This window comes from Streptomyces sp. NPDC058691 (genome assembly GCF_042714775.1).
GTDB lineage: Bacteria > Actinomycetota > Actinomycetes > Streptomycetales > Streptomycetaceae > Actinacidiphila.
This window is the reverse complement of the sequence record NZ_JBHXSO010000024.1, coordinates 54,653-76,065: the sequence shown is the minus strand read 5'-3', so window position 1 is coordinate 76,065 and position 21,413 is coordinate 54,653. Positions and strand designations below refer to the sequence as shown.

The following is a 21,413-nucleotide window of genomic DNA, read 5'->3' as shown; positions in this document are numbered from 1 at the left end:
GCTCCCTGGGGAGGCCGTCGCGTGACCGATACTGGACGGGTTATGGAAACCGTCATTCTTGCCGTAGTCATCGCCCTGGTCGTGATCCTCGCGGCCGGCGGGCTGGTGGTGGGCAGCCGCCGCAGGAAGCAGCTGCCCCCCACACCGCCCACCGAGACCCCGACGATCACCGCGCCTCCCGCCGAACCTCATGTCGGCGACGAGGCCGAGGAACCGCGGGACGAACCCCGCCGGACCATCGAAGAGGTCGAGCTCCCCGACGCGGACGAGCCCGCGGGCCCTGGCGTCCTCGTCGAGGAGCGCCCCGCCGCCGTCGAGATCGAGCTGCCCGAGCCGACCGCGGGCCGTCTGGTGCGTCTGCGCTCCCGGCTCTCCCGCTCGCAGAACGCGCTCGGCAAGGGGCTGCTCACGCTGCTCTCCCGTGAGCACCTGGACGAGGACACCTGGGAGGAGGTCGAGGACACCCTGCTCACCGCGGACGTCGGTGTCGCCCCCACCCAGGAGCTGGTCGAGCGGCTGCGCACCAGGGTGAAGGTGATCGGCACCCGGACCCCCGCCGAGCTGCGCGCCCTGCTGCGCGAGGAGTTGCTGCACCTCGTCGGCACGGACTTCGACCGCACCCTGCACACCGAGGGCAAGCCCAACGCGGACGGGGCGGACATGCCGGCCGTGCTGATGGTCGTCGGTGTCAACGGCACCGGCAAGACCACCACCACCGGCAAGCTCGCCCGGGTGCTGGTCGCCGACGGCCGCAGCGTCGTCCTCGGCGCCGCCGACACCTTCCGTGCCGCCGCCGCCGACCAGCTGCAGACCTGGGGCGAGCGGGTCGGCGCCCGCACGGTGCGCGGGCCCGAGGCGGGCGACCCCGCGTCGGTCGCCTTCGACGCGGTCAAGGAGGGCATCGCCGAGAGCGCGGACGTCGTGCTCATCGACACCGCCGGCCGCCTGCACACCAAGACCGGCCTCATGGACGAGCTGGGCAAGGTCAAGCGCGTCGTGGAGAAGCACGGCCCGGTGGACGAGGTACTCCTCGTGCTCGACGCGACCACCGGCCAGAACGGCCTGGTGCAGGCCCGCGTCTTCGCCGAGGTCGTCGACATCACCGGCATCGTGCTGACCAAGCTCGACGGCACCGCCAAGGGCGGCATCGTCGTGGCGGTCCAGCGTGAGCTGGGCGTGCCCGTCAAACTCATCGGCCTGGGCGAGGGCGCCGACGACCTGGCCCCCTTCGAGCCCGAGGCGTTCGTGGACGCGCTGATCGGTTCCTAGTCCCGGCACCCACAGGTGCATGAGTAAGGGGCGCACTCCTTGGAGTGCGCCCCTTACTCATGCCGTGCCGGTGACCGGCTCAGGCGTATGCGCGGTCGCGGTGGCAGACGTACGCCAGGGTGCCGAGCAGCAGACGCGCCTCCGGGGGCTGCTGGGCGGCGTCCAGCGCCGGCGGGCGCAGCCACCGGACGGGGCCCAGGCCGCCGAGGTCGGACGGGGGCGCGGTGATGTCGTCGCCGAGCCCGAGGCAGCGCAGGTCGAGGTCCGCGTCGTCCCAGCCCATGCGGTAGAGCAGGTGCGGCAGCTCCGCGGCGGCGCCCGGCGCGACGAAGAACTGCGCCCGGCCGTCCGGGGTGGCGACGACCGGTCCCAGGCGCAGTCCCATGCGCTCCAGGCGCACCAGGGCGCGTACGCCGGATCGTTCCGCCACTTCGATCACGTCGAAGGTGCGTCCCACGGGCAGCATGAGCGCCGCGCCCGGCACCCGCTCCCACGCGGCCACGGCCTCCTCCAGCGTCGCGCCGGCCGGCACCTCGCCGGCGAAGTCCAGCCGGTGCGCCCCCGGGGCCTTGCAGCCCGGGTCCCCGCAGGAGCACTGCCCGCCCCCGCGTGTGGCGCGCGCACCCGGCGCCACCGCCCAGCCGCACAACCCCGTGTACTCCGCCACGGTGGTGCACGCCGAGGCGTGTGTGCGGCGGCGCGCGCCGGAGCGGATGTGTCGCATCTCCCGCATGCTGCCGATCGTGAAGCCCATGACACCCCCAACGGGTCGCAGTTGCCGATGGTTACGCCCGTGCCTGATCGGCATGTGTCAAGTGAAGCGCGCCGGGTGCACATGTAGTTCATTCGAAGGGGTGGCGAATGGTGGCGTTTCCGCAAGGGGGTCGCCGGATGGGTGATCGTAGGATTACTTTCGGTTGGGAAGCCCCGGGGAGTGTGCGGGCCGGCGGGTATGCCGGAGGCAAGGCTCGTAGCACACTGAGTACTTGGGCGCCGAGCCAGGCAACAGGCCCACACCCCCTGCGGTGTCGGGCGACGGAATGGGGGCATGACGGTGGGCGGCACACAGGACAAGCAGCCCAACGCGCAGTTGACCTCATGGTTTGTGCGCAGCGGCTGGTCCAAGGGCGAACTCGCGCGTCAGGTGAACCGCAGGGCGCGGCAGATGGGCGCCCTGCACGTCAGCACGGACACCTCCCGGGTGCGCCGCTGGCTTGACGGCGAGCAGCCGCGTGAGCCCATTCCGCGCATCCTCTCGGAGCTGTTCTCCGAACGCTTCGGCTGCGTCGTCCCGGTGGAGGACCTGGGACTGCGCCCCGCCCACCAGCCGCCCGCCGCCACCGGGGTCGACCTGCCGTGGGCAGGCCCGCAGACCGTCCAGCTGATCAACGAGTTCTCGCGCAGCGACCTCATGCTGGGCCGCCGCGGATTCCTCGGCACCTCCCTGATGCTCTCCGCCGGCCCGTCCCTCGTGGAACCGATGCAGCGCTGGCTGGTCCCCGTCCCGGCGGCCGGCGGCACGGACCCCCGCACGCCCCCGCCCCGTGAGTCCGGCGACCGCCGGCCGAAGCTCTCCGGCCCCGAGCTGGAGCTGCTGGAAGCCACGACCGTGATGTTCCGCCAGTGGGACAACCAGTGCGGTGGCGGCCTGCGCCGCAAGGCCGTCGTCGGCCAGCTGCACGAGGTCACCGACCTGCTCCAGGAGCCGCACCCGCAGCCCGTCGCGCGCAGGCTCTACCGCGTCACCGCGGAACTGGCCGCGCTCGCCGGCTGGATGTCCTACGACGTCGGCCTGCACCCCACCGCCCAGAAGTACCTGGTCCTCGCACTGCACGCCGCCAAGGAGGCCGACGACCAGCCGCTGGGCGCGTTCATCCTGTCCAGCATGAGCCGTCAGATGATCCACCTGGACCGGCCCGACGACGCACTGGAACTCATCCATCTGGCGCAGTACGGCAGCCGCGGCACCGCGACCGCCACCACCCAGGCGATGCTGCACGCGGTGGAGGCCCGCGCCTACGCCACCATGGGCCAGGTCAACAAGTGCCACCGGGCCGTGCGCATGGCCGAGGACGCCTTCTCCGACTCCTGCGTCTCCGAGGACCCCGACTGGATCAGCTTCTTCAACGAGGCCGAACTCAACGCCGAGAACGCCCACTCCTACCGCGACCTGGCCTATGTGGCCGGCCGCAGCCCCGCGTACGCCTCGCTGGCGCGCCCGGTGATGCAGAAGGCCGTCGACCTGTTCGCCGGTGACAGCGTCCACCAGCGCGCCTACGCCCTCAACCTGATCGGCATGGCCACCGTGCACCTGCTGGAGAAGGAACCCGAGCAGGCGGCGCGCCTCACCGGGCAGGCCATCGACGTCGCCCGGCACGTGCGCTCCGAACGGGTCAACAACCGCATCCGGAAGACCGCCGACTCCGCCCTGCGCCACTACAGCCATGTGGCCGAGGTCGCCCAGCTCACCGAACGGCTCGCCGCCGCCCTCCCCGAGGCCGCGGAAACGGCCTGATCCAGCCAGCACCCCAGCACTCCGGCCGCGGCCGGCCATCCCGACAGCCCGACTCGGCTCCCCCATGCCAGGTCAACCGGGTGGCCGTCCGCGGCCGGTCCCGTATACAGCGTGTCGGCCCCGCTCATGGTCACGGAGTAGTCACGGCGGCTTACGCTGGGGCCACGGTTCATCGTGACGTAACACGTCCGACTTCTTCGTCACGGTCTCGAAACACCGGGTGGCGCCCACGGAAACCCGCCTGGGACAACCTCATGGCGAAAACCGGCCCACAGAGCCCACTTCCCGCACGGGCCGTCCGGATGACGAGGAGACGCCGATGGCAGCAGGCATTTTGACGCTTGCCGCAGATACGCCCAAGTTGGACAGCGGTAGCACGGCGTTCATGCTGCTGAGCGCCGCACTCGTGCTCGTGATGACCCCCGGCCTCGCCTTCTTCTACGGCGGCATGGTGCGGGTCAAGAGCGTGCTGAACATGCTGATGATGAGCTTCATCGCCATCGGCATCGTCACGGTGCTCTGGACGCTCTACGGCTTCACTCTCGCCTTCGACTCCGGCAACGCCTTCGTCGGTGGCCTCGACTGGGCCGGCATGCGCAACATCGGGATCTCCCAGCTCTGGGACGGCTACACCATCCCGATCTACGTCTTCGCCGTCTTCCAGCTGATGTTCGCGATCATCACCCCCGCCCTGATCAGCGGCGCGCTCGCGGACCGGGTGAAGTTCGTCGCCTGGTCGCTGTTCGTCGCGCTGTGGGTCACGATCGTGTACTTCCCGGTCGCCCACATGGTCTGGGCGTCCGACGGCTTCCTCTTCACCCGCGGCGTGATCGACTTCGCCGGTGGTACCGCGGTGCACATCAACGCCGGTGCGGCGGCGCTCGGCGTGATCCTGGTCATCCGCAAGCGCGTGGGCTTCAAGAAGGACCCGTTCCGGCCGCACAACCTGCCGCTGGTCATGCTCGGCGCCGGTCTGCTGTGGTTCGGCTGGTTCGGCTTCAACGCCGGCTCCTGGCTCGCCTCGGACGGCGTCGCCGCCGTGGCCTTCACCAACACGCAGGTCGCCACCGCCGCCGCCATGCTGGGCTGGCTCGCCTACGAGCGGATCAAGCACGGCTCCTTCACCACCCTGGGCGCGGCCTCCGGCGCGGTCTCCGGCCTGGTCGCCATCACCCCGGCCTGTGGCTCGGTCAGCCCGCTCGGCGCCATCGCGGTCGGTGTCATCGCGGGTGTGGCCTGTGCCGCCGCGGTCGGACTGAAGTACAAGTTCGGCTTCGACGACTCCCTCGACGTGGTCGGCGTCCACATGGTCGGCGGCATCGTCGGCTCCCTGCTCATCGGCTTCTTCGCCACCGGCGGCGTCGGCCAGACCGCCAAGGGCGTCTTCTACGACGGCGGCTTCGACCAGCTGTGGAAGCAGTTCCTCGGCGTCGGCGTGGTCCTCTTCTACTCCCTGATCGCGTCGGCGATCCTTGCCAAGCTGATCGATCTGGTGATCGGATTCACGGTGAGCGAGGACACCGAGGTCGCCGGCATCGACCAGGCCGAGCACGCGGAGACCGGCTACGACTTCGCGGGCGTGGCCGGTGCGGTCCGGTCCGCGATCTCCTCCCTGGACAGCAGCAGTGGCAAGGGCACCGAGGTGGCCGACACCCCGTCGAAGAAGGTGGACGCGTGAAGCTCATCACCGCAGTCGTCAAGCCGCACCGGCTGGACGAGATCAAGGAGGCACTGCAGGCTTTCGGCGTGCAGGGTCTGACGGTCACCGAGGCCAGCGGCTACGGCCGCCAGCGGGGCCACACCGAGGTCTACCGCGGTGCCGAGTACACCGTCGACCTCGTCCCGAAGATCCGGATCGAGGTGCTCGTCGAGGACAGTGACGCCGACGAGCTGATCGACGTCATCGTCAAGGCGGCCCGCACCGGCAAGATCGGTGACGGCAAGGTCTGGAGCCTGCCGGTCGACACGGCGGTCCGGGTCCGCACCGGCGAGCGCGGGCCGGACGCACTCTGATTCAGCGCGGGGCGCGGCCGGATTCCGGCCGCGCCCCTTTCGCACGGCGACGGGAGACAGTGTGACGGAGAGCGTCGAGGCCAAGGCCGGCGACAACACCCCGGAGGGCTATGCCGCCGCCCGGCTGGCGCTGCTGACCGACGACGGTCCCTCCGGGCCGTCGCGTCGCAAGGCGCTGGCCGACATCACCGACCGGTGGCTGGCGGCGCTCGCCCACAGCGCGGCCGCGCGCTCCGGGGCCGGCACCTGGGCCCTGGTCGCCGTCGGCGGCTACGGCCGGGCCGAGCTCTCCCCCCGCAGCGACCTCGACCTGCTGCTCCTGCACGACGGCTCCGGCAAGGCCGCCACCGTGGCGTCCCTCGCGGACGGCGTCTGGTACCCCGTGTGGGACCTGGGCGTCGCGCTCGACCACTCCGTCCGCACCCCCGCCGAGGCCCGCAAGACCGCCGCCGAGGATCTCAAGGTCCAGCTCGGCCTCCTCGACGCCCGTCACATCGCGGGCGACGCCGCCCTCACCGCGTCCCTGCGCACCGCCGTGCTCGCCGACTGGCGCAATCAGGCCCCCAAGCGGCTGCCCGCGCTCCACGAACTCTGCCTGGAGCGCGCCGAACGCCAGGGCGAGCTGTCCTACCTCCTCGAACCCGACCTCAAGGAGGCCCGCGGCGGTCTGCGCGACGCCACCGCGCTGCGTGCCGTGGCCGCCTCCTGGCTCGCCGACGCACCCCGCGAGGGCTTGGAGGACGCGCGCACCCGCCTGCTGGACGCCCGCGACGCCCTCCACCTCGTCACCGGCCGCGCCACCGACCGCCTCGCCCTGCAGGAGCAGGACCAGGTCGCCGCGGCGCTCGGCCTCCTCGACGCGGACAGCCTGCTCCGCCAGGTGTACGAGTCGGCCCGCACCGTCTCCTACGCCTTCGACGTCACCTGGCGCGAGGTCGGCCGGGTGCTGCGCTCCCGGCAGATGCGGCCCCGCAGGCGCGGCCTGCTCGGCCTCGGCCGCCCCGAGCAGAGCGGGGCCGGTGCCGAGCGCACCCCGCTCGCCGACGGCGTCGTGGAACACGAGGGCGAGGCCGTCCTCGCCCGTACGGTCCGGCCGGAGCGCGACCCGGCGCTGCCGCTGCGCGCCGCCGCGGCAGCCGCGCAGAACGGTCTGCCGCTGTCCCTGCACGCGGTCCGCAGGCTCGGCGTCGCCCAGGCGGTCCGCCCGCTGCCCGTGCCGTGGCCCGCCGAAGCCCGCGAGCAGCTGGTGACCCTGTTGGGGGCGGGGGAGTCCACCGTCCCGGTGTGGGAGGCGCTGGAGGCCGAGGGCATGATCACCCGGCTGATCCCGGACTGGGAGCGGGTCCGCTGCCGTCCGCAGCGCAACGCCGTACACGTCTGGACCGTCGACCGGCACCTCATCGAGTGCGCGGTGCGCGCCTCCCGGCTGACCCGCCGGGTCGGCCGCCCCGACCTGCTGCTCATCGCGGCCCTGCTGCACGACATCGGCAAGGGCTGGCCCGGCGACCACTCCCAGGCGGGCGAGGTCATCGCGCGCGACGTCGCGGCCCGCTTCGGCTTCGGCCGCACCGACGTCGAGACGCTGGCCCTGCTGGTCCGCCACCATCTGCTGCTGATCGACACCGCGACCCGCCGCGACCTGGACGACCCCGTCACCGTCCAGGGCGTCGCCGAGGCCGTGCGCGACACCGAGACCCTGGAACTGCTGCACGCGCTCACCGAGGCGGACGCGCTGGCCACCGGCCCGGCGGCCTGGAGCGCCTGGCGGGCCTCCCTGGTCGCCGACCTGGTCAAGCGGGTGGCCGCCGTACTGGCGAGCGGCGAGGTGCCCGAGCCCGCGGCTCCCGAGACCACCGCCGAGGAGGAGCGCCTGGCGGTCGAGGCCGCGCGTACCCGCGGCCCGGTGATCGCGCTGCACGCCCACGCCGAGCCCGGCCCGCAGGACGCCGACCGGGCCTCTGCGGACGACGAGCCGGAGCCGGTCGGCGTCGAGCTGCTGCTCGCCGTTCCGGACCGCCCCGGGCTGCTGGCCGCCGCCGCCGGCGTCCTCGCCCTGCACCGGCTCACCGTCCGGGCCGCCGACCTGCGCGCGGTCGACCCCATCGGCGACGGCCCGGTCACCCTGCTGCGCTGGCGGGTGGCCGCCGAGTACGGCTCCCTGCCCGAGGCGGCCCGGCTGCGCAACGACTTCGCCCGCGCCTTCGGGGGCTCGCTGGACATCGGGACCCGGCTCGCCGAGCGCGAGTCGGCGTATCCCCGGCGGCGCGGCGTGACCCCGCCCCCGCCACGGGTCACCGTCGCCCCCGGCACCTCCAAGGCGGCGACCGTCATCGAGGTCCGCGCCCACGACGCCCCGGGCCTGCTGCACCGGATCGGCGCCGCCCTGGAGAAGGCGGGCGTCAATGTGCGCTCCGCCCGGATCAGCACGCTCGGCTCCAACGCGGTGGACGCGTTCTACGTCACCGACGGCAACGGCGATCCGCTTCCCGACGTACGCGCGGCCGAGATCGCCGACCAGGTGGAGCGGGCTCTGCGCTGACGCCATGGAGACCTTTCACGGGCCGGGCGGATACCCTGGAGGGCGACCTACCTCCCGCCCCCGACCTGAGGATCCGCGACCGACGTGTTCGACACCCTTTCCGACCGCCTCGCAGCGACATTCAAGAACCTCCGGGGCAAGGGCCGCCTCTCCGAGGCCGACATCGACGCCACGGCGCGCGAGATCCGCATCGCGCTGCTGGAGGCGGACGTCGCCCTGCCGGTGGTCCGCGCGTTCATCAAGCAGGTCAAGGAGAGGGCCGCCGGCGCCGAGGTCTCACAGGCGCTGAACCCGGCCCAGCAGGTCATCAAGATCGTCAACGAGGAGCTGGTCGGCATCCTCGGTGGCGAGACCCGCCGCCTGCGTTTCGCCAAGCAGCCGCCGACCGTGATCATGCTCGCGGGTCTGCAGGGCGCCGGCAAGACCACGCTGGCCGGAAAGCTCGGCCGCTGGCTGAAGACCCAGGGCCACGCCCCGCTGCTCGTCGCGGCCGACCTCCAGCGTCCCAACGCCGTCAACCAGCTCCAGGTCGTCGGTGAGCGGGCCGGGGTCGCCGTCTTCGCCCCGGAGCCGGGCAACGGCGTGGGCGACCCGGTGCAGGTGGCCAAGGACTCCATCGAGCACGCCCGGGGCAAGCAGTACGACGTCGTCGTCGTCGACACCGCCGGCCGCCTCGGCATCGACGCCGAGATGATGCAGCAGGCCGCGGACATCCGCGACGCCGTGCAGCCCGACGAGATCCTCTTCGTCGTCGACGCGATGATCGGCCAGGACGCGGTCAACACCGCCGAGGCCTTCCGCGACGGCGTCGGCTTCGACGGCGTGGTGCTGTCCAAGCTCGACGGCGACGCGCGCGGTGGTGCCGCACTGTCGGTCGCGCACGTCACCGGCCGCCAGATCATGTTCGCCTCCAACGGCGAGCAGCTGGACGACTTCGACGCCTTCCACCCCGACCGGATGGCCTCGCGCATCCTCGGCATGGGTGACGTCCTCAGCCTGATCGAGAAGGCCGAGCAGACCTTCAGCCAGGCCGAGGCCCAGAAGATGGCCGAGAAGCTGGCCAAGGGTCCCAAGGAGTTCACCCTCGACGACTTCCTCCAGCAGATGGAGCAGGTCCGCAAGATGGGCTCGATCTCCAAGCTGCTCGGCATGCTCCCGGGCATGGCGCAGATCAAGGACCAGATCAACAACCTCGACGAGCGCGACGTGGACCGCACCGCCGCGATCATCAAGTCGATGACCCCGGGCGAGCGCCAGGACCCGATGATCATCAACGGCTCCCGCAGGGCCCGCATCGCCCGCGGTTCCGGCGTCGAGGTCAGCGCCGTGAAGGGCCTGGTCGAGCGGTTCTTCGAGGCCCGCAAGATGATGTCCCGGATGGCCCAGGGCGGTATCCCCGGGATGCCCGGCATGCCGGGCCTCGGCGGCGGCCGTCAGAAGAAGCAGCAGAAGAAGGCCAAGGGCAAGCGCCAGAGCGGCAACCCGCTGAAGCGCGCCGAGGAGGCCAAGGCCGAGGCCGCCCGCCGCGAGCAGCAGGCGGGCAGCGCCTTCGGTGCCCCGCAGGACCAGGGCAACCAGTTCGAACTGCCCGACGAGTTCAAGAAGTTCATGGGCTGAGTCCCGCACCCGTGCCGTGCCGGAGGCGCTCCCGCGTGACGGGGGCGCCTTCGTCGCACGGGCATGATGGACGCATGCGCGTTCACATCCGCCCACCGGAATCCGTCGACGCCCCCGCCTACCGTGAGGCGGTCCTCCGCTCGGCCGAGCATGTGGGCCGGTGGAATCCCGTCGAACCGGACGGGCTGTCCGACCTGCTGCGCCGCCAGGGGCCGGCGCTGCGGACCTTCCTGATCGTCGACGTGGAGACCGGTCTGATCGCCGGCAAGTGCAACGTGGCCAACATCTCCATGGGCCGCTTCCGCAACGCCTCGCTCGGCTACGACAGCTACGTGCCCTTCGTCGGCACGGGCCGGATGACCGAGGGCCTGCGCCTGGTGGTGGACCGCTGCTTCACCGCGGAGCCGCGCGGGCTGGGCCTGCACCGGCTGGAGATCAACGTCCAGCCGGAGAACGAGCGCTCGGTCGCGATGGCCAAGCGGCTCGGCTTCCGCCACGAGGGCTTCTCGCCCCGGATGCTCTACCTGAACGACGCCTGGCGGGACCACGAGCGCTTCGCGCTCACCGCCGAGGAGTGGCCCGGGGCCTGAGGGGGCGCGGTCGGGCGGCTGTCCGTATTGTGCCAATATGGCCAATTCGGTACCGCCCCGGAAAAACCCGGGCGACCCGTGGCGGGCGGAGGGAGCCCCGTCGTCGCCGCCCGCCCGGCGACGGCGCAGGATGGGCGGCTGGGGCGGGATGATCCTGGCCGCGGTCGCCGTGTTCCTGATCACCGACCTGGTGCTGTCGCTGGTCTCGGGTTCGCGCCCGACCACGATCTCGTACTCCGAGTTCGGCCGGCAGCTCGCCGCGAACAACATCTCGAAGATCTACTCCAAGGGCGACGCCATCGAGGGTCAGCTCAGAAAGGCCTCACCCGCGCCCAAGAGCTCGGGGGACAAGACGTACACCCAGTTCAAGACCCAGCGCCCGGTCTTCGCCAAGGACGACCTGTGGGGCACGCTGACGAAGAACGAGGTCACCGTCACCGCGGAGCCCGTCGTCCAGCAGCGCGGCATCCTGTACAACATCGCGCTGTCGCTGGCACCGGTGCTGCTGCTGGTCCTGCTGTGGCTCTTCGTCGCACGCCGCATGAGCCGGCTGACCGGCGGGGGAGGTCTCGGCGGGCTCGGCGGCTTCGGCCGCAAGACGCCCGTCCCGATCCGGCCCGAGGAGGGCCGGCGCACCACCTTCGAGGACGTCGCCGGCATCGACGAGGTCGAGGCCGAGCTCAACGAGGTCGTGGACTTCCTCAAACGGCCCGACGCCTACCGGGCGCTCGGTGCCCGCATGCCGCGCGGCGTCCTGCTCGCGGGACCGCCCGGCACCGGCAAGACGCTCCTGGCGCGGGCCGTCGCGGGCGAGGCCGACGTGCCGTTCTTCTCGGCCTCGGCGTCGGAGTTCATCGAGATGATCGTGGGCGTGGGCGCCGGCCGGGTGCGCGAGCTGTTCGCCGAGGCGCGCAAGGTCGCCCCCGCGATCATCTTCATCGACGAGATCGACACCATCGGCCGTGCCCGCGGCGCCGCCGGCGGACTCGGCGGCCACGACGAGCGCGAGCAGACGCTGAACCAGATCCTCACCGAGATGGACGGCTTCTCCGGCTCGGAAGGCGTCGTCGTCATCGCCGCGACCAACCGCCCCGACGTCCTCGACCCCGCCCTCACCCGGCCCGGCCGCTTCGACCGCACCGTGCACGTCAGCCCGCCCGACCGCACCGGCCGGGAGGCGATCCTCCGCATCCACCTGCGCGACGTCCCGCTCCAGGACGACATCGACCTCATGCGGATCGCCCGCGCGACCCCCGGCATGACGGGCGCGGAACTCGCCAACCTCGCCAACGAGGCCGCCCTGCTCGCGGTCAAGCGCGGCAAGAAGGCTGTCGGGCAGAGCGAGCTGTCCGACGCCCTGGAGAAGGTGCAGCTCGGCGCCGCGCGGCCGCTCGTGCTCTCCCCCGAGGAGCGCCGCCGCACGGCGTACCACGAGTCCGGCCACGCGCTGCTCGGCATGCTGCAGCCGGGCGCCGACCCGGTACGCAAGATCACCATCGTGCCGCGCGGCCGCGCCCTGGGCGTCACCCTGTCCACGCCGGACTCCGACCGCTACGCCTACAGCGAGGAGTACCTGCGGGGCCGCATCATCGGCGCCCTCGGCGGCATGGCCGCCGAGCACGTCGTCTTCGGGGTGATCACCACCGGTGCCGAGAACGACCTGGAGCAGGTCACCAACCTCGTGCGCGGCATGGTCGGCCGCTGGGGGATGAGCGACCGGGTCGGGCCGCTGTCCGCGATCCCGGCCGACGCCCAGCAGCCGTACGGGCTGTCCGCCGCCCCGGCCACCCTCGACGTGGTCGACGCGGAGATGCGCCGCATCGTCGACGAGTGCTACGGCACCGCCTGCCGCCTCCTGGACCAGCACCGCGAGCAACTGGACTCGCTGGCCGAACGCCTCCTGGAGTCGGAGACGCTGGAGGAGGGCGAGGCCTACGCGGCCGCCGGCATCCCCCGGCTGGAGAAGCCGTCCGGGAATTTCGCCTAGGGCCCGGACTGGCGGTGCGCGGCCCGGGCGCCCTGGGGGCGGGGTCTCTCGGGCAAGCCGTGTGGCGAGCGAGCCGAAGGGGCGCGCGGCTGTCGAAAGGGAGAACACGCGCAGGTCACGAGGAACGAGAGACCGAGCATGATCGACCGTCGACAGCCGCTGCAGGCGCCCCGGAGGTGAACCGAGCCCGAAGTGGGTCAGACCCGCGCCACCAGGTAGCGGAAGACGTTCTCCATCCGCACGGTGCCGTCCGCGCGCCGGTACGGGTGCAGTGCCTCCCGCAGTTCCTTGCGGACCTGGTCCACGTCCGTCGCGGCGGTCGCCGCGTCGAAGAGCCCGGTGGAGACCAGGCCGCGGACCGCGCTGTCCATGTCGGGGTAGCCGAAGGGGCAGGACACCCGGCCCGAGCCGTCCGGGCGGAGCCCCGCCCCGCGGGCCATGTCCTCCAGATCGTCCCGGCCGCTGAGACGGGTCTCGACGGCGGCGCCGCGCGGCTCGGCCAGGCGTGCGGCGACCCGCAGCACCCGTCCCGTCGCGCACCGCTCGGGCGGCCCCCAGCCGGCCAGGACGACCGGGCTGCCGCGCTCGGCGAGACCGGCCGCCGCGCGCAGCGCCGGCACCAGGGCCGACGGCAGCGCTGCCGGGTCGAACGCGGTGATCACCGTGAACGGCGACGCGCCGGGCGCGGCCGCCGCCTCGGGTCCGCCGGGCACGAGCCGGGTGCGGCCGCGGGAGGGCGCCGGGATGCCCCATTGCGGGGCGGGCAGCAGCCGTTGCCGGGCGAGCGCCATCCGGTGGTCGTCGGGGTCGCAGCCGGTGACGGTGGCCCCCCGGGCGGCCGCCATGAGCAGCGCGAGCCCCGAACCGCAGCCGACGCCCAGCAGGCGCGTGGCGGTGCCGACGCCCAGGCGCTCGTACACGGCTTCGTAGAGCGGGACGAGCATCCGCTCCTGGATCTCGGCCCAGTCCCGCGCCCTGCCGTCGGCCCGGTGGATGCGTGGGTGTGCGAGCGTAGGTGTCATAGATCGCCCCTTCAGCCGCGTCGCGGTCTCGCTGAAAGCTTTCCTCGTCCGCTCCCCCGTTACGCCGCGCAAGTTCACGGTTACGCGGTGCACGCCCCCTAGGGCAGCCAACTCCCCTTCCGGGCCGTAGTCCAGAGGTTTGAAGGCGGGAATTGAGCCGATCCCGCGACCGGGGGCGCGCCCGGTCGATTCACGTCCGGAAGCGGCGGACCCGTACCATCTGCGGCATGGCAAAGGCTCCCGTACTCACCCCCCAGGCGGACGACTACCCGCGCTGGTACCAGGACCTGATCAACAAGGCCGAACTGGCCGACAACGGCCCGGTGCGCGGCACCATGGTCATCCGTCCGTACGGGTACTCGCTGTGGGAGCGGATGCAGCAGGAGATGGACGCGCGGATCAAGGAGGCGGGCGCGCAGAACGCGTACTTCCCGCTCTTCATCCCGCAGTCCTACCTGACCCGGGAGGCCGAGCACGTCGAGGGCTTCGCCCCGGAGCTTGCCGTGGTCACGCACGGCGGCGGCAAGGAGCTGGAGGAGCCGGTCGTCGTCCGGCCGACCTCCGAGACGATCATCAACGAGTACTTCTCCAAGTGGGTGCAGAGCTACCGCGACCTGCCCCTGCTCATCAACCAGTGGGCGAACGTGGTCCGTTGGGAGATGCGCTCGCGGCTCTTCCTGCGCACGAGCGAATTCCTCTGGCAGGAGGGCCACACCGCGCACGCCACCTTCGAGGACGCGCGCGACTATGCCGCGATGATCCACCGCGACGTGTACGGCGACTTCATGACCGGCATCCTCGGCATCGACGTCCTGCTGGGCCGCAAGACCGCCCGCGAGCGTTTCGCCGGCGCCATCAACACCCTCACCCTCGAAGGCATGATGGGCGACGGCAAGGCGCTCCAGCTGGGCACCAGCCACGAGCTGGGCACCAACTTCGCCAAGGCCTTCAACACCTCCTACCTGTCCAAGGAAGGGCAGCAGGAGCTGGTCTGGCAGACCTCCTGGGGCACGTCGACCCGCATGGTCGGCGGCCTGATCATGTCCCACGGCGACGACAACGGACTGCGCGTGCCGCCGCGGCTGGCGCCCGTGCAGGCCGTCGTGCTGGCGATCAAGGGCGACGACGAGGTCGTGGCCAAGGTCCGCGAGATCGGCGACCGGCTCAAGGCCGCCGGCATCCGCGTGCAGGTGGACGTGCGCACCGACACCCCCTTCGGCCGCCGCGCCGTGGACTGGGAGCTCAAGGGCGTGCCCGTCCGCGTCGAGGTCGGCCCGCGCGATCTGGAGAACGGCACCGCGATGCTGGCCCGCCGCATCCCCGGCGGCAAGGAGCCGGTGGCCATCGACGAGCTGGCCGCGCTGATCCCCAAGGCGCTGGAGGAGGACCAGGCCACGCTGCTGCGCCAGTCCCGCGAGCGCCGCGAGTCGCGCACCGTGGACGTCGCGACCATCGCCGAGGCCGCCGAGGCCGCGGCCACCGGCTGGGCCCGCATTCCGTGGGCCGACCTGGGCCCGGAGGGCGAGGCCAAGCTCGCCGAGCAGGGCGTGTCCGTGCGCTGCCTGCTCACCGAGGACGGGGCGGTGCCGGAAACGGACGACGCGCCGGGTACCGTGGCGGTCGTCGCACGGGCATACTGACCGTCAGGTGACTGAAAAGCGACGTACGTAATCGGCAGTACGTCCATGCTTGAGGCGGGTGCGTGACTTCTCCGCTGTTCTCCGCACCCGCCCTCAGCCGTACTCATCATCCTGAACTGACTAGTACGTGCAAAATATTTGGGATGGCCCGGTATCGGAACACCGGGCGCCCCCGGCTCGTTGTCACGACGTGAGCACGACACCACCAGTCCTCGCCGCCGAGCTGGCAGTCGCATGGGCCGACATTCAACGGCACCACCCCGAGCTGCCCGATCTGGCCGCCCCCGAGTCCCTGATCGGAGAGTCCTCGTCCGCATGCGGCACGGAGCTCTCCTTCGAGCGCCTGCTGCACGAGGCCGTCCACGGAGTCGCCGCCGCGCGCGGCGTCCGGGACACCTCGCGGGCCGGCCGCTACCACAACCGTCGGTTCCTGGCCATCGCCGATGAACTCGGCCTGGACCACTCGGAGGAGCCGCATCCCAGCAGCGGCTTCTCCCTCGTCCAGATGCGTCCCGACACCAAGAAGCGCTACCGGGCCACGATCGACCGGCTGCAGCGCGCCCTCAGAGCGCACACCGCGGCGACCACCACCGACACCGCCCGCAGCTTCCGCGGGCCCGCCGCCCGGCACGGGTCCTCGGGCGGCGGCGTTCGGGTGAAGGCGGTCTGCGACTGCGGGCGCAATGTCCGGGTCGTGCCGTCCGTGCTCGCGCAGGCGCCGATCGTCTGCGGCGCGTGCGGGACACCGTTCCGCATCCCGGAGACCGCGGCGGTCGCCTGAGGCGGCGGATGCGCGAAGCGCCGCCGGGGCCGCTCCCGGCGTGCGGCGGCATGCCCGCCGTATGGCACAATGGTCAGCTGAGCACTCGGCAGCCGTGCAGGACCCCTCTCTCCTTCGGCTGACGCGTCCGTCGGGCATCCGCCTCCACAACCCCACGTGGAGGTCCGGTGTGCCCAACCCACGTCAACACCAGGAGAACCCACTCCCGTGGCAGTCAAGATCAAGCTGAAGCGTCTGGGCAAGATCCGTTCGCCTCACTACCGCATCGTCGTCGCCGACTCCCGGACCCGCCGTGACGGCCGGGCCATCGAGGAGATCGGCCTGTACCACCCGGTTCAGAACCCGTCGCGCATCGAGGTCGACGCGGAGCGCGCGGCGTACTGGCTGGGTGTCGGCGCGCAGCCGACCGAGCCCGTGCTCGCGATCCTGAAGAAGACCGGCGACTGGCAGAAGTACAAGGGCGAGCCGGCTCCGGCCCCGCTCCTGGTCGCCGAGCCCAAGGCCGACCACCGCTCCCTCTTCGAGGCCGCGGCCAAGGACGCCGGGGACGAGCCCAAGGGTGAGGCCATCACCCAGAAGGCCAAGAAGTCCGACAAGAAGGACGAGGCCGCCGAGGCGGCCGAGTCGACCGAGGCCTGATCGTGCTCGAGGAGGCCCTCGAACACCTGGTCAAGGGCATCGTCGACAATCCCGATGACGTGCAGGTCGCCGAGCGCACCCTGCGTCGCGGGAAGGTCCTGGAGGTCCGGGTGCACCCCGATGACCTCGGCAAGGTGATCGGCCGCAACGGCCGTACCGCCCGTGCCCTGCGCACCGTCGTGGGCGCGATCGGCGGACGTGGTGTCCGCGTCGACCTCGTCGACGTCGACCAGGTTCGCTGAGACAGCAAGCACCGGCACGGGCCGGGGGAGGCGTCACCGCCGCCCCCGGCCCGAGCCGTATCCGACACGCAACGCACAGGAGCGCGAACAAGTGCAGCTGGTAGTGGGACGCATCGGCCGCGCCCATGGCATCAAGGGCGAGGTCTCGGTGGAGGTGCGCACCGACGAGCCGGAGCTGCGACTCGCTCCGGGCGCCGTGCTGGCCACGGACCCGGCCGCGGTCGGACCGCTCACGATCGAGACCGGCCGCGTGCACAGCGGCCGGCTGATGCTGCGCTTCGCGGGCGTCAAGGACCGCACCGGCGCCGAGGCGCTGCGCAACGTCCTGCTGATCGCCGAGATCGACCCGGACGAGCGTCCGGAGGATCCCGAGGAGTTCTACGACCACCAGCTGATGGACCTCGACGTGGTCACCGTCGACGGGACCGAGGTCGGCCGCATCACCGAGATCTCGCACCTGCCCCACCACGACCTGCTCGTCGTGGAACGGCCGGACGGCAGCGAGGTCCTGGTGCCCTTCGTCGCCGAGATCGTGCCCGAGATCGACCTGGAGCTGCAGCGGGCGGTCATCGACCCGCCGCCGGGCCTGCTCGACGAGGCCGAGGCCGAGACCGCCGGCAGCGGCGGCAAGGGCGACGGCGAGGGCGGGGCGGTGCCGGCGTAATGCGCATCGACGTCGTCACGATCTTCCCGGAGTACCTGGAGCCGCTGAACGTCTCCCTGGTCGGCAAGGCCAGGACGCGCGGCCGGCTGGACGTGCGCGTCCACGACCTGCGCGAGTACACCCACGACCGGCACAACACGGTCGACGACAGCCCGTACGGCGGCGGCCCGGGCATGGTCATGAAGCCCGAGCCGTGGGGCGAGGCGCTGGACGCCGTCCTGGCGTCGGGCGAGGGCACGCCGGTGCTCGTCGTGCCGACCCCCAGCGGCCGCCCCTTCACCCAGGAACTCGCGGTCGAGCTGTCGGAGAAGCCCTGGCTGGTCTTCACCCCGGCCCGCTACGAAGGCATCGACCGGCGCGTCATCGACGAGTACGGCGACCGGCTCGACGTGCGCGAGGTCTCCATCGGCGACTACGTGCTGGCCGGCGGTGAGGCCCCGGTGCTCGTCATGGTCGAGGCGATCGCCAGGCTGCTGCCGGGCGTGCTGGGCAACGCCGAGTCCCACCGCGACGACTCCTTCGCCCCCGGCGCGATGGCCGACCTGCTGGAAGGCCCCGTCTACACCAAGCCGCCGGTCTGGCGGGACCGCGGTGTGCCGGACCTGCTGCTCAGCGGCCACCACGGCAAGGTCGCCCGCTGGCGCCGCGACGAGGCCTTCCGGCGCACCTCGGCGCACCGTCCCGATCTGATCGAGCGCTGCGACCCGGCGACGCTGGACAAGCACGACCGGGCGATCCTCGCGGCCCTCGGTTGGGCGCCGCGCGAGGACGGCCGATTTTGGCGAGCCCCCGAGGCCGTGGAAGAATAGGCGGCTGCCGCTCCGTCCGCCGCGCGCCCCTGCCACAGGGGGACACGACGCCCGTCCGACGCAGCGGTACTCGTATCACCATCACTATGTCCGCCGATGACCTGTGGCATGGGCGAAGAAAGCAGACAGACATGTCCCACGTGCTCGACACCGTCGACGCCGCGTCGCTGCGCAGCGACATCCCGGGCTTCCGTCCGGGCGACACCGTCAACGTCCACGTCCGCGTGATCGAGGGCAACCGCTCCCGTATCCAGCAGTTCAAGGGCGTTGTCATCCGCCGTCAGGGTTCCGGCGTCCGTGAGACCTTCACGGTCCGCAAGGTCTCCTTCAGCGTCGGCGTCGAGCGTACCTTCCCGGTGCACAGCCCGATCTTCGAGAAGATCGAGCTCGTGACCCGCGGCGACGTCCGTCGCGCGAAGCTGTACTACCTCCGTGAGCTGCGCGGCAAGGCCGCGAAGATCAAGGAGAAGCGCGACAACTGAGTCCGCCCGGGCATATGCGGGGCCCTATAGGCTCTGCGCTCGATGGACACCGAGGTACCTCTTCCGGAGCGCGACCGCGCCGATGCCGCCCCAGGGCGGGATGAGCGGTCGCGCTTCGGCGTACGTACACAGCGGTATGCGCTCCTCGTCGTGGCCTGCGCCGCAGTGATCGCCACGGTCAACACCTTCGTGGCGCAGCCCTTCGAGATTCCCAGCGGGTCGATGGAGAACACCCTGCGATCCGGGGACCGGGTGCTGGTCAACAAACTGGCGTACCGTTTCGGCAGCGTCCCGGCCCGGGGCGATGTCGTGGTCTTCGACGGCGAGGGATCGTTCGTGCAGGAGTCCGGCCGGACCGACTACATCAAACGGGTGATCGGCGTCGGCGGGGACCGGGTGACCTGCTGCGACCGACGGGGCAGGATCACCGTCAACGGGCGTCCCCTGGACGAGACCTATCTTTATCCCGGCGACACGCCGTCACGGGTAGCGTTCGACATCGAGGTTCCTGAGGGGAGGCTGTGGGTGATGGGCGACCACCGTGCCGACAGCCGGGATTCCCGCGACCACCTGGGAGACCCCGGAGGGGGCACGGTTCCGGTGGACAAGGTGATCGGCAGGGCCGAGGCCACCATATGGCCGCTGGGCCGGCGCCGGTCGCTGGACGGCGCCCATGGGTAGCCGGGGGCGGTCCGGAGACGGACAGCCCGTCCGCGCGGCGTACCTGGGCGACGAGACGGGGACCGCGGGACCGCGCAGAAGCGGTGGCCGTGCCGACCGCCGCAGACTGGCCCGCAAGGTCAAGCGCAAACGCCGGCGCTCCGCGGCACGGGAGATACCGCTGCTCATCGGCGTCGCCCTGCTGATCGCACTGGTCCTGAAGACCTTCCTGCTGCAGGCGTTCGTGATCCCGTCCGGCTCCATGGAGCAGACGATCCGCATCGGCGACCGGGTGGTCGTCGACAAGTTCACCCCCTGGTTCGGCGCCGAGCCGCACCGCGGGGATGTGGTCGTCTTCAAGGACCCCGGCAACTGGCTGGAGGGCGAGCAGGCCCAGAGCGGCCAGGACCCCGTGGGGGTCAAGCAGATCAAGGAGTTCTTCACCTTCATCGGCCTGCTGCCGTCCGCGGACGAGCAGGACCTGATCAAGCGGGTCGTCGCGGTCGGCGGCGACACGGTGAAGTGCTGCGACAAGGACGGCCGGGTCACGGTCAACGGCACCCCGCTCGACGAGCCGTACATCTATCCGGGCAATCCGCCCTCCGACATTAAATTCACGGTCAAGGTTCCGCCGGGCCGGCTGTTCGTCATGGGTGACCACCGCTCCAACTCCGCGGACTCCCGCTTCCACTTGAAGGACCCCGGTGACGGCACCGTGCCCCAGAGCCTGGTCGTCGGCCGTGCCTTCGCCGTGGCCTGGCCGCTGGGCCACTGGGCCGGGCTGAAGGAGCCGACGACCTTCTCGACCGTCGCCGCACCGGTTCCGTCGGGCGCGTCTGCCGCCACGGAGAGCAATAGGGTGGCAACATCCAACAATCGGCAAGGAATGGTTGCGCTCCCGCCTCCTGCGGAACTCCCGCTCGTTATGGGAGTCGTGGGCCTGCGCCGCATCTGGCGCGGGCGGCAGCGTGGAGTGAGGAGTGGATGTGGGGGACCTGGTGGTCGGCGCACGGTCCGGACGCGAAGAGCCGGAGGATCGGGGGCCCGCGGCGGGCTCGACCGGCGAGGGCGCGGTGAAGCCCGGCGATGGCGTGCGCGCGGACTCCGGCTCGGACATCTCCTCCGAAGAGGCGGATGACACGACGGACGGCGACGGCGGCACGTCGCAGAAGCAGCGCTCGTTCTGGAAGGAACTGCCGCTGCTCATCGCGATCGCCCTGGTGCTCGCGCTGCTGATCAAGACGTTTCTGGTGCAGGCGTTCTCCATCCCGTCCGCATCGATGGAGAACACGCTCCAGGAGGGTGACCGGGTCCTCGTCGACAAACTGACGCCCTGGTTCGGCTCGGAGCCCGAGCGCGGCGAGGTCGTCGTCTTCCACGACCCGGGCGGCTGGCTCGGCGAGACCGCGCCGATCGACACCAACCCGGTCACCTCGGCGATCCAGAAGGTCCTCAGCTTCGTCGGCCTCATGCCCTCGGCCGAGGAGAAGGACCTGATCAAGCGGGTCATCGCGGTGGGCGGCGACACCGTGGAGTGCCAGGGCACCGGCCCGGTCAAGGTGAACGGCAAGGCGCTGAACGAGCCGTACATCTACCCGGGGAACACCCCCTGCGGCGACCGCCCCTTCGGTCCGATCCGGGTCCCCAAGGACCGGATCTGGGTGATGGGCGACCACCGTCAGGACTCCCTGGACTCGCGATACCACCAGGACCTGCCGGGCAACGGCACGGTCTCCATCGACGAGGTCGTCGGCCGCGCGTTCGTGGTGGCCTGGCCGATCGGCCGCTGGTCGACCCTGCCGATCCCCAGCACCTTCGACCAGCCGGGCATCAGCGCGGCCGCCGCCGCGGGGCTGCCTGCCGCGGCGGGTGTCGCGGGCGCGGTGCCGCTGGTGCTGCTCCGGCGGCGCCGGCTGGTCAACCAGGCGAAGTGACGGGGCTGCC

At 71.6% G+C, this 21,413-nt stretch carries 20 protein-coding genes; 18 read left to right on the top strand and 2 right to left on the bottom strand.

What is annotated here, in order from left to right:
• The first annotated feature begins 42 nt into the window (after positions 1-42).
• Complete coding sequence (gene ftsY, locus ACFWVC_RS18875) at positions 43-1,269, top strand: signal recognition particle-docking protein FtsY (RefSeq protein ID WP_384286705.1); 1,227 nt, start codon at positions 43-45, stop codon at positions 1,267-1,269.
• A gap of 79 nt (positions 1,270-1,348) precedes the next feature.
• Here the strand turns inward: ftsY and ACFWVC_RS18870 are convergent, their stop codons facing one another.
• A complete protein-coding gene (locus ACFWVC_RS18870) occupies positions 1,349-2,023 on the bottom strand; it encodes a bifunctional DNA primase/polymerase (RefSeq protein WP_319659735.1) in 675 nt (224 codons plus the stop codon).
• Between the two features lie 294 nt (positions 2,024-2,317).
• Here ACFWVC_RS18870 and ACFWVC_RS18865 point away from each other — a divergent pair, with 294 nt between their 5' ends.
• From ACFWVC_RS18865 to ftsH, 7 genes are all read left to right on the top strand, one after another.
• A complete protein-coding gene (locus ACFWVC_RS18865; RefSeq protein WP_384286703.1) occupies positions 2,318-3,784 on the top strand; it encodes a hypothetical protein in 1,467 nt (488 codons plus the stop codon).
• Between the two features lie 319 nt (positions 3,785-4,103).
• The gene (locus tag ACFWVC_RS18860) at positions 4,104-5,462 is read left to right on the top strand and encodes an ammonium transporter (RefSeq protein ID WP_384286701.1); all 1,359 of its coding nucleotides are present in this window, start codon (positions 4,104-4,106) and stop codon (positions 5,460-5,462) included.
• Entirely contained in the window at positions 5,459-5,797 is a 339-nt protein-coding gene (locus ACFWVC_RS18855; protein WP_384286698.1) for a P-II family nitrogen regulator, read from the top strand. Before ACFWVC_RS18860 ends, ACFWVC_RS18855 begins: the two co-directional genes overlap by 4 nt.
• A 61-nt stretch (positions 5,798-5,858) precedes the next feature.
• Positions 5,859-8,336 carry a [protein-PII] uridylyltransferase gene (locus tag ACFWVC_RS18850; protein WP_384286694.1) on the top strand — a complete coding sequence of 826 codons (2,478 nt, stop codon included), beginning with the start codon at positions 5,859-5,861 and terminating at the stop codon, positions 8,334-8,336.
• An 84-nt stretch (positions 8,337-8,420) separates the two neighbouring features.
• The gene (ffh, locus tag ACFWVC_RS18845) at positions 8,421-9,953 is read left to right on the top strand and encodes a signal recognition particle protein (RefSeq protein ID WP_384286692.1); all 1,533 of its coding nucleotides are present in this window, start codon (positions 8,421-8,423) and stop codon (positions 9,951-9,953) included.
• Positions 9,954-10,027: 74 nt separating this feature from the next.
• Positions 10,028-10,543, top strand: a complete 516-nt coding sequence (locus ACFWVC_RS18840; protein WP_384286686.1) for a GNAT family N-acetyltransferase — start codon at positions 10,028-10,030, stop codon at positions 10,541-10,543.
• Between the two features lie 37 nt (positions 10,544-10,580).
• Positions 10,581-12,530 (top strand): ATP-dependent zinc metalloprotease FtsH, encoded by a 1,950-nt coding sequence (ftsH, locus tag ACFWVC_RS18835; RefSeq protein WP_384286683.1) that lies wholly within the window; start codon positions 10,581-10,583, stop codon positions 12,528-12,530.
• A gap of 197 nt (positions 12,531-12,727) precedes the next feature.
• Here ftsH and ACFWVC_RS18830 read toward each other — a convergent pair whose 3' ends face one another.
• Entirely contained in the window at positions 12,728-13,552 is an 825-nt protein-coding gene (locus ACFWVC_RS18830; protein ID WP_384286679.1) for a methyltransferase domain-containing protein, read from the bottom strand.
• Positions 13,553-13,779: 227 nt separating this feature from the next.
• Between ACFWVC_RS18830 and proS the strand changes: the two genes are divergently transcribed.
• The 10 genes from proS (at position 13,780) to lepB (ACFWVC_RS18780) (ending at position 21,403) form a co-directional block, all read left to right on the top strand.
• On the top strand, positions 13,780-15,192 hold the full coding sequence (gene proS / locus ACFWVC_RS18825; RefSeq protein WP_384286676.1) for a proline--tRNA ligase: 1,413 nt from the start codon (positions 13,780-13,782) through the stop codon (positions 15,190-15,192).
• 190 nt (positions 15,193-15,382) lie between these two features.
• On the top strand, positions 15,383-15,973 hold the full coding sequence (locus tag ACFWVC_RS18820) for a hypothetical protein (protein WP_384286673.1): 591 nt from the start codon (positions 15,383-15,385) through the stop codon (positions 15,971-15,973).
• Between the two features lie 207 nt (positions 15,974-16,180).
• The gene (rpsP, locus tag ACFWVC_RS18815) at positions 16,181-16,612 is read left to right on the top strand and encodes a 30S ribosomal protein S16 (protein ID WP_384286670.1); all 432 of its coding nucleotides are present in this window, start codon (positions 16,181-16,183) and stop codon (positions 16,610-16,612) included.
• A gap of 2 nt (positions 16,613-16,614) precedes the next feature.
• Positions 16,615-16,854 (top strand): RNA-binding protein, encoded by a 240-nt coding sequence (locus tag ACFWVC_RS18810; RefSeq protein ID WP_319659722.1) that lies wholly within the window; start codon positions 16,615-16,617, stop codon positions 16,852-16,854.
• A gap of 91 nt (positions 16,855-16,945) precedes the next feature.
• A complete protein-coding gene (gene rimM, locus ACFWVC_RS18805; RefSeq protein ID WP_384286666.1) occupies positions 16,946-17,518 on the top strand; it encodes a ribosome maturation factor RimM in 573 nt (190 codons plus the stop codon).
• The gene (gene trmD / locus ACFWVC_RS18800) at positions 17,518-18,327 is read left to right on the top strand and encodes a tRNA (guanosine(37)-N1)-methyltransferase TrmD (protein WP_384286664.1); all 810 of its coding nucleotides are present in this window, start codon (positions 17,518-17,520) and stop codon (positions 18,325-18,327) included. Before rimM ends, trmD begins: the two co-directional genes overlap by 1 nt.
• Before the next feature lie 131 nt (positions 18,328-18,458).
• Positions 18,459-18,809 (top strand): 50S ribosomal protein L19, encoded by a 351-nt coding sequence (gene rplS / locus ACFWVC_RS18795; RefSeq protein ID WP_319659719.1) that lies wholly within the window; start codon positions 18,459-18,461, stop codon positions 18,807-18,809.
• Between the two features lie 42 nt (positions 18,810-18,851).
• Positions 18,852-19,490 (top strand): signal peptidase I, encoded by a 639-nt coding sequence (gene lepB, locus ACFWVC_RS18790; protein ID WP_384286658.1) that lies wholly within the window; start codon positions 18,852-18,854, stop codon positions 19,488-19,490.
• Positions 19,483-20,607: a signal peptidase I gene (gene lepB / locus ACFWVC_RS18785; RefSeq protein ID WP_384286655.1), complete on the top strand. Its 1,125-nt coding sequence runs from the start codon at positions 19,483-19,485 to the stop codon at positions 20,605-20,607. The genes lepB (ACFWVC_RS18790) and lepB (ACFWVC_RS18785) overlap by 8 nt, the downstream gene beginning before the upstream one ends.
• Complete coding sequence (gene lepB / locus ACFWVC_RS18780) at positions 20,585-21,403, top strand: signal peptidase I (protein ID WP_384286811.1); 819 nt, start codon at positions 20,585-20,587, stop codon at positions 21,401-21,403. The genes lepB (ACFWVC_RS18785) and lepB (ACFWVC_RS18780) overlap by 23 nt, the downstream gene beginning before the upstream one ends.
• Positions 21,404-21,413 lie beyond the last annotated feature (10 nt).

Coding starts and splice junctions, on each gene's coding strand:
- ftsY (WP_384286705.1), top strand. CDS start 43: ATGGAAACCGTCATTCTTGCCGTAGTCATCGCCCTGGTCGTGATCCTC.
- ACFWVC_RS18870 (WP_319659735.1), bottom strand. CDS start 2,023: ATGGGCTTCACGATCGGCAGCATGCGGGAGATGCGACACATCCGCTCC.
- ACFWVC_RS18865 (WP_384286703.1), top strand. CDS start 2,318: ATGACGGTGGGCGGCACACAGGACAAGCAGCCCAACGCGCAGTTGACC.
- ACFWVC_RS18860 (WP_384286701.1), top strand. CDS start 4,104: ATGGCAGCAGGCATTTTGACGCTTGCCGCAGATACGCCCAAGTTGGAC.
- ACFWVC_RS18840 (WP_384286686.1), top strand. CDS start 10,028: ATGCGCGTTCACATCCGCCCACCGGAATCCGTCGACGCCCCCGCCTAC.
- ftsH (WP_384286683.1), top strand. CDS start 10,581: ATGGCCAATTCGGTACCGCCCCGGAAAAACCCGGGCGACCCGTGGCGG.
- ACFWVC_RS18830 (WP_384286679.1), bottom strand. CDS start 13,552: ATGACACCTACGCTCGCACACCCACGCATCCACCGGGCCGACGGCAGG.
- proS (WP_384286676.1), top strand. CDS start 13,780: ATGGCAAAGGCTCCCGTACTCACCCCCCAGGCGGACGACTACCCGCGC.
- trmD (WP_384286664.1), top strand. CDS start 17,518: ATGCGCATCGACGTCGTCACGATCTTCCCGGAGTACCTGGAGCCGCTG.
- rplS (WP_319659719.1), top strand. CDS start 18,459: ATGTCCCACGTGCTCGACACCGTCGACGCCGCGTCGCTGCGCAGCGAC.
- lepB (WP_384286658.1), top strand. CDS start 18,852: ATGGACACCGAGGTACCTCTTCCGGAGCGCGACCGCGCCGATGCCGCC.
- lepB (WP_384286655.1), top strand. CDS start 19,483: ATGGGTAGCCGGGGGCGGTCCGGAGACGGACAGCCCGTCCGCGCGGCG.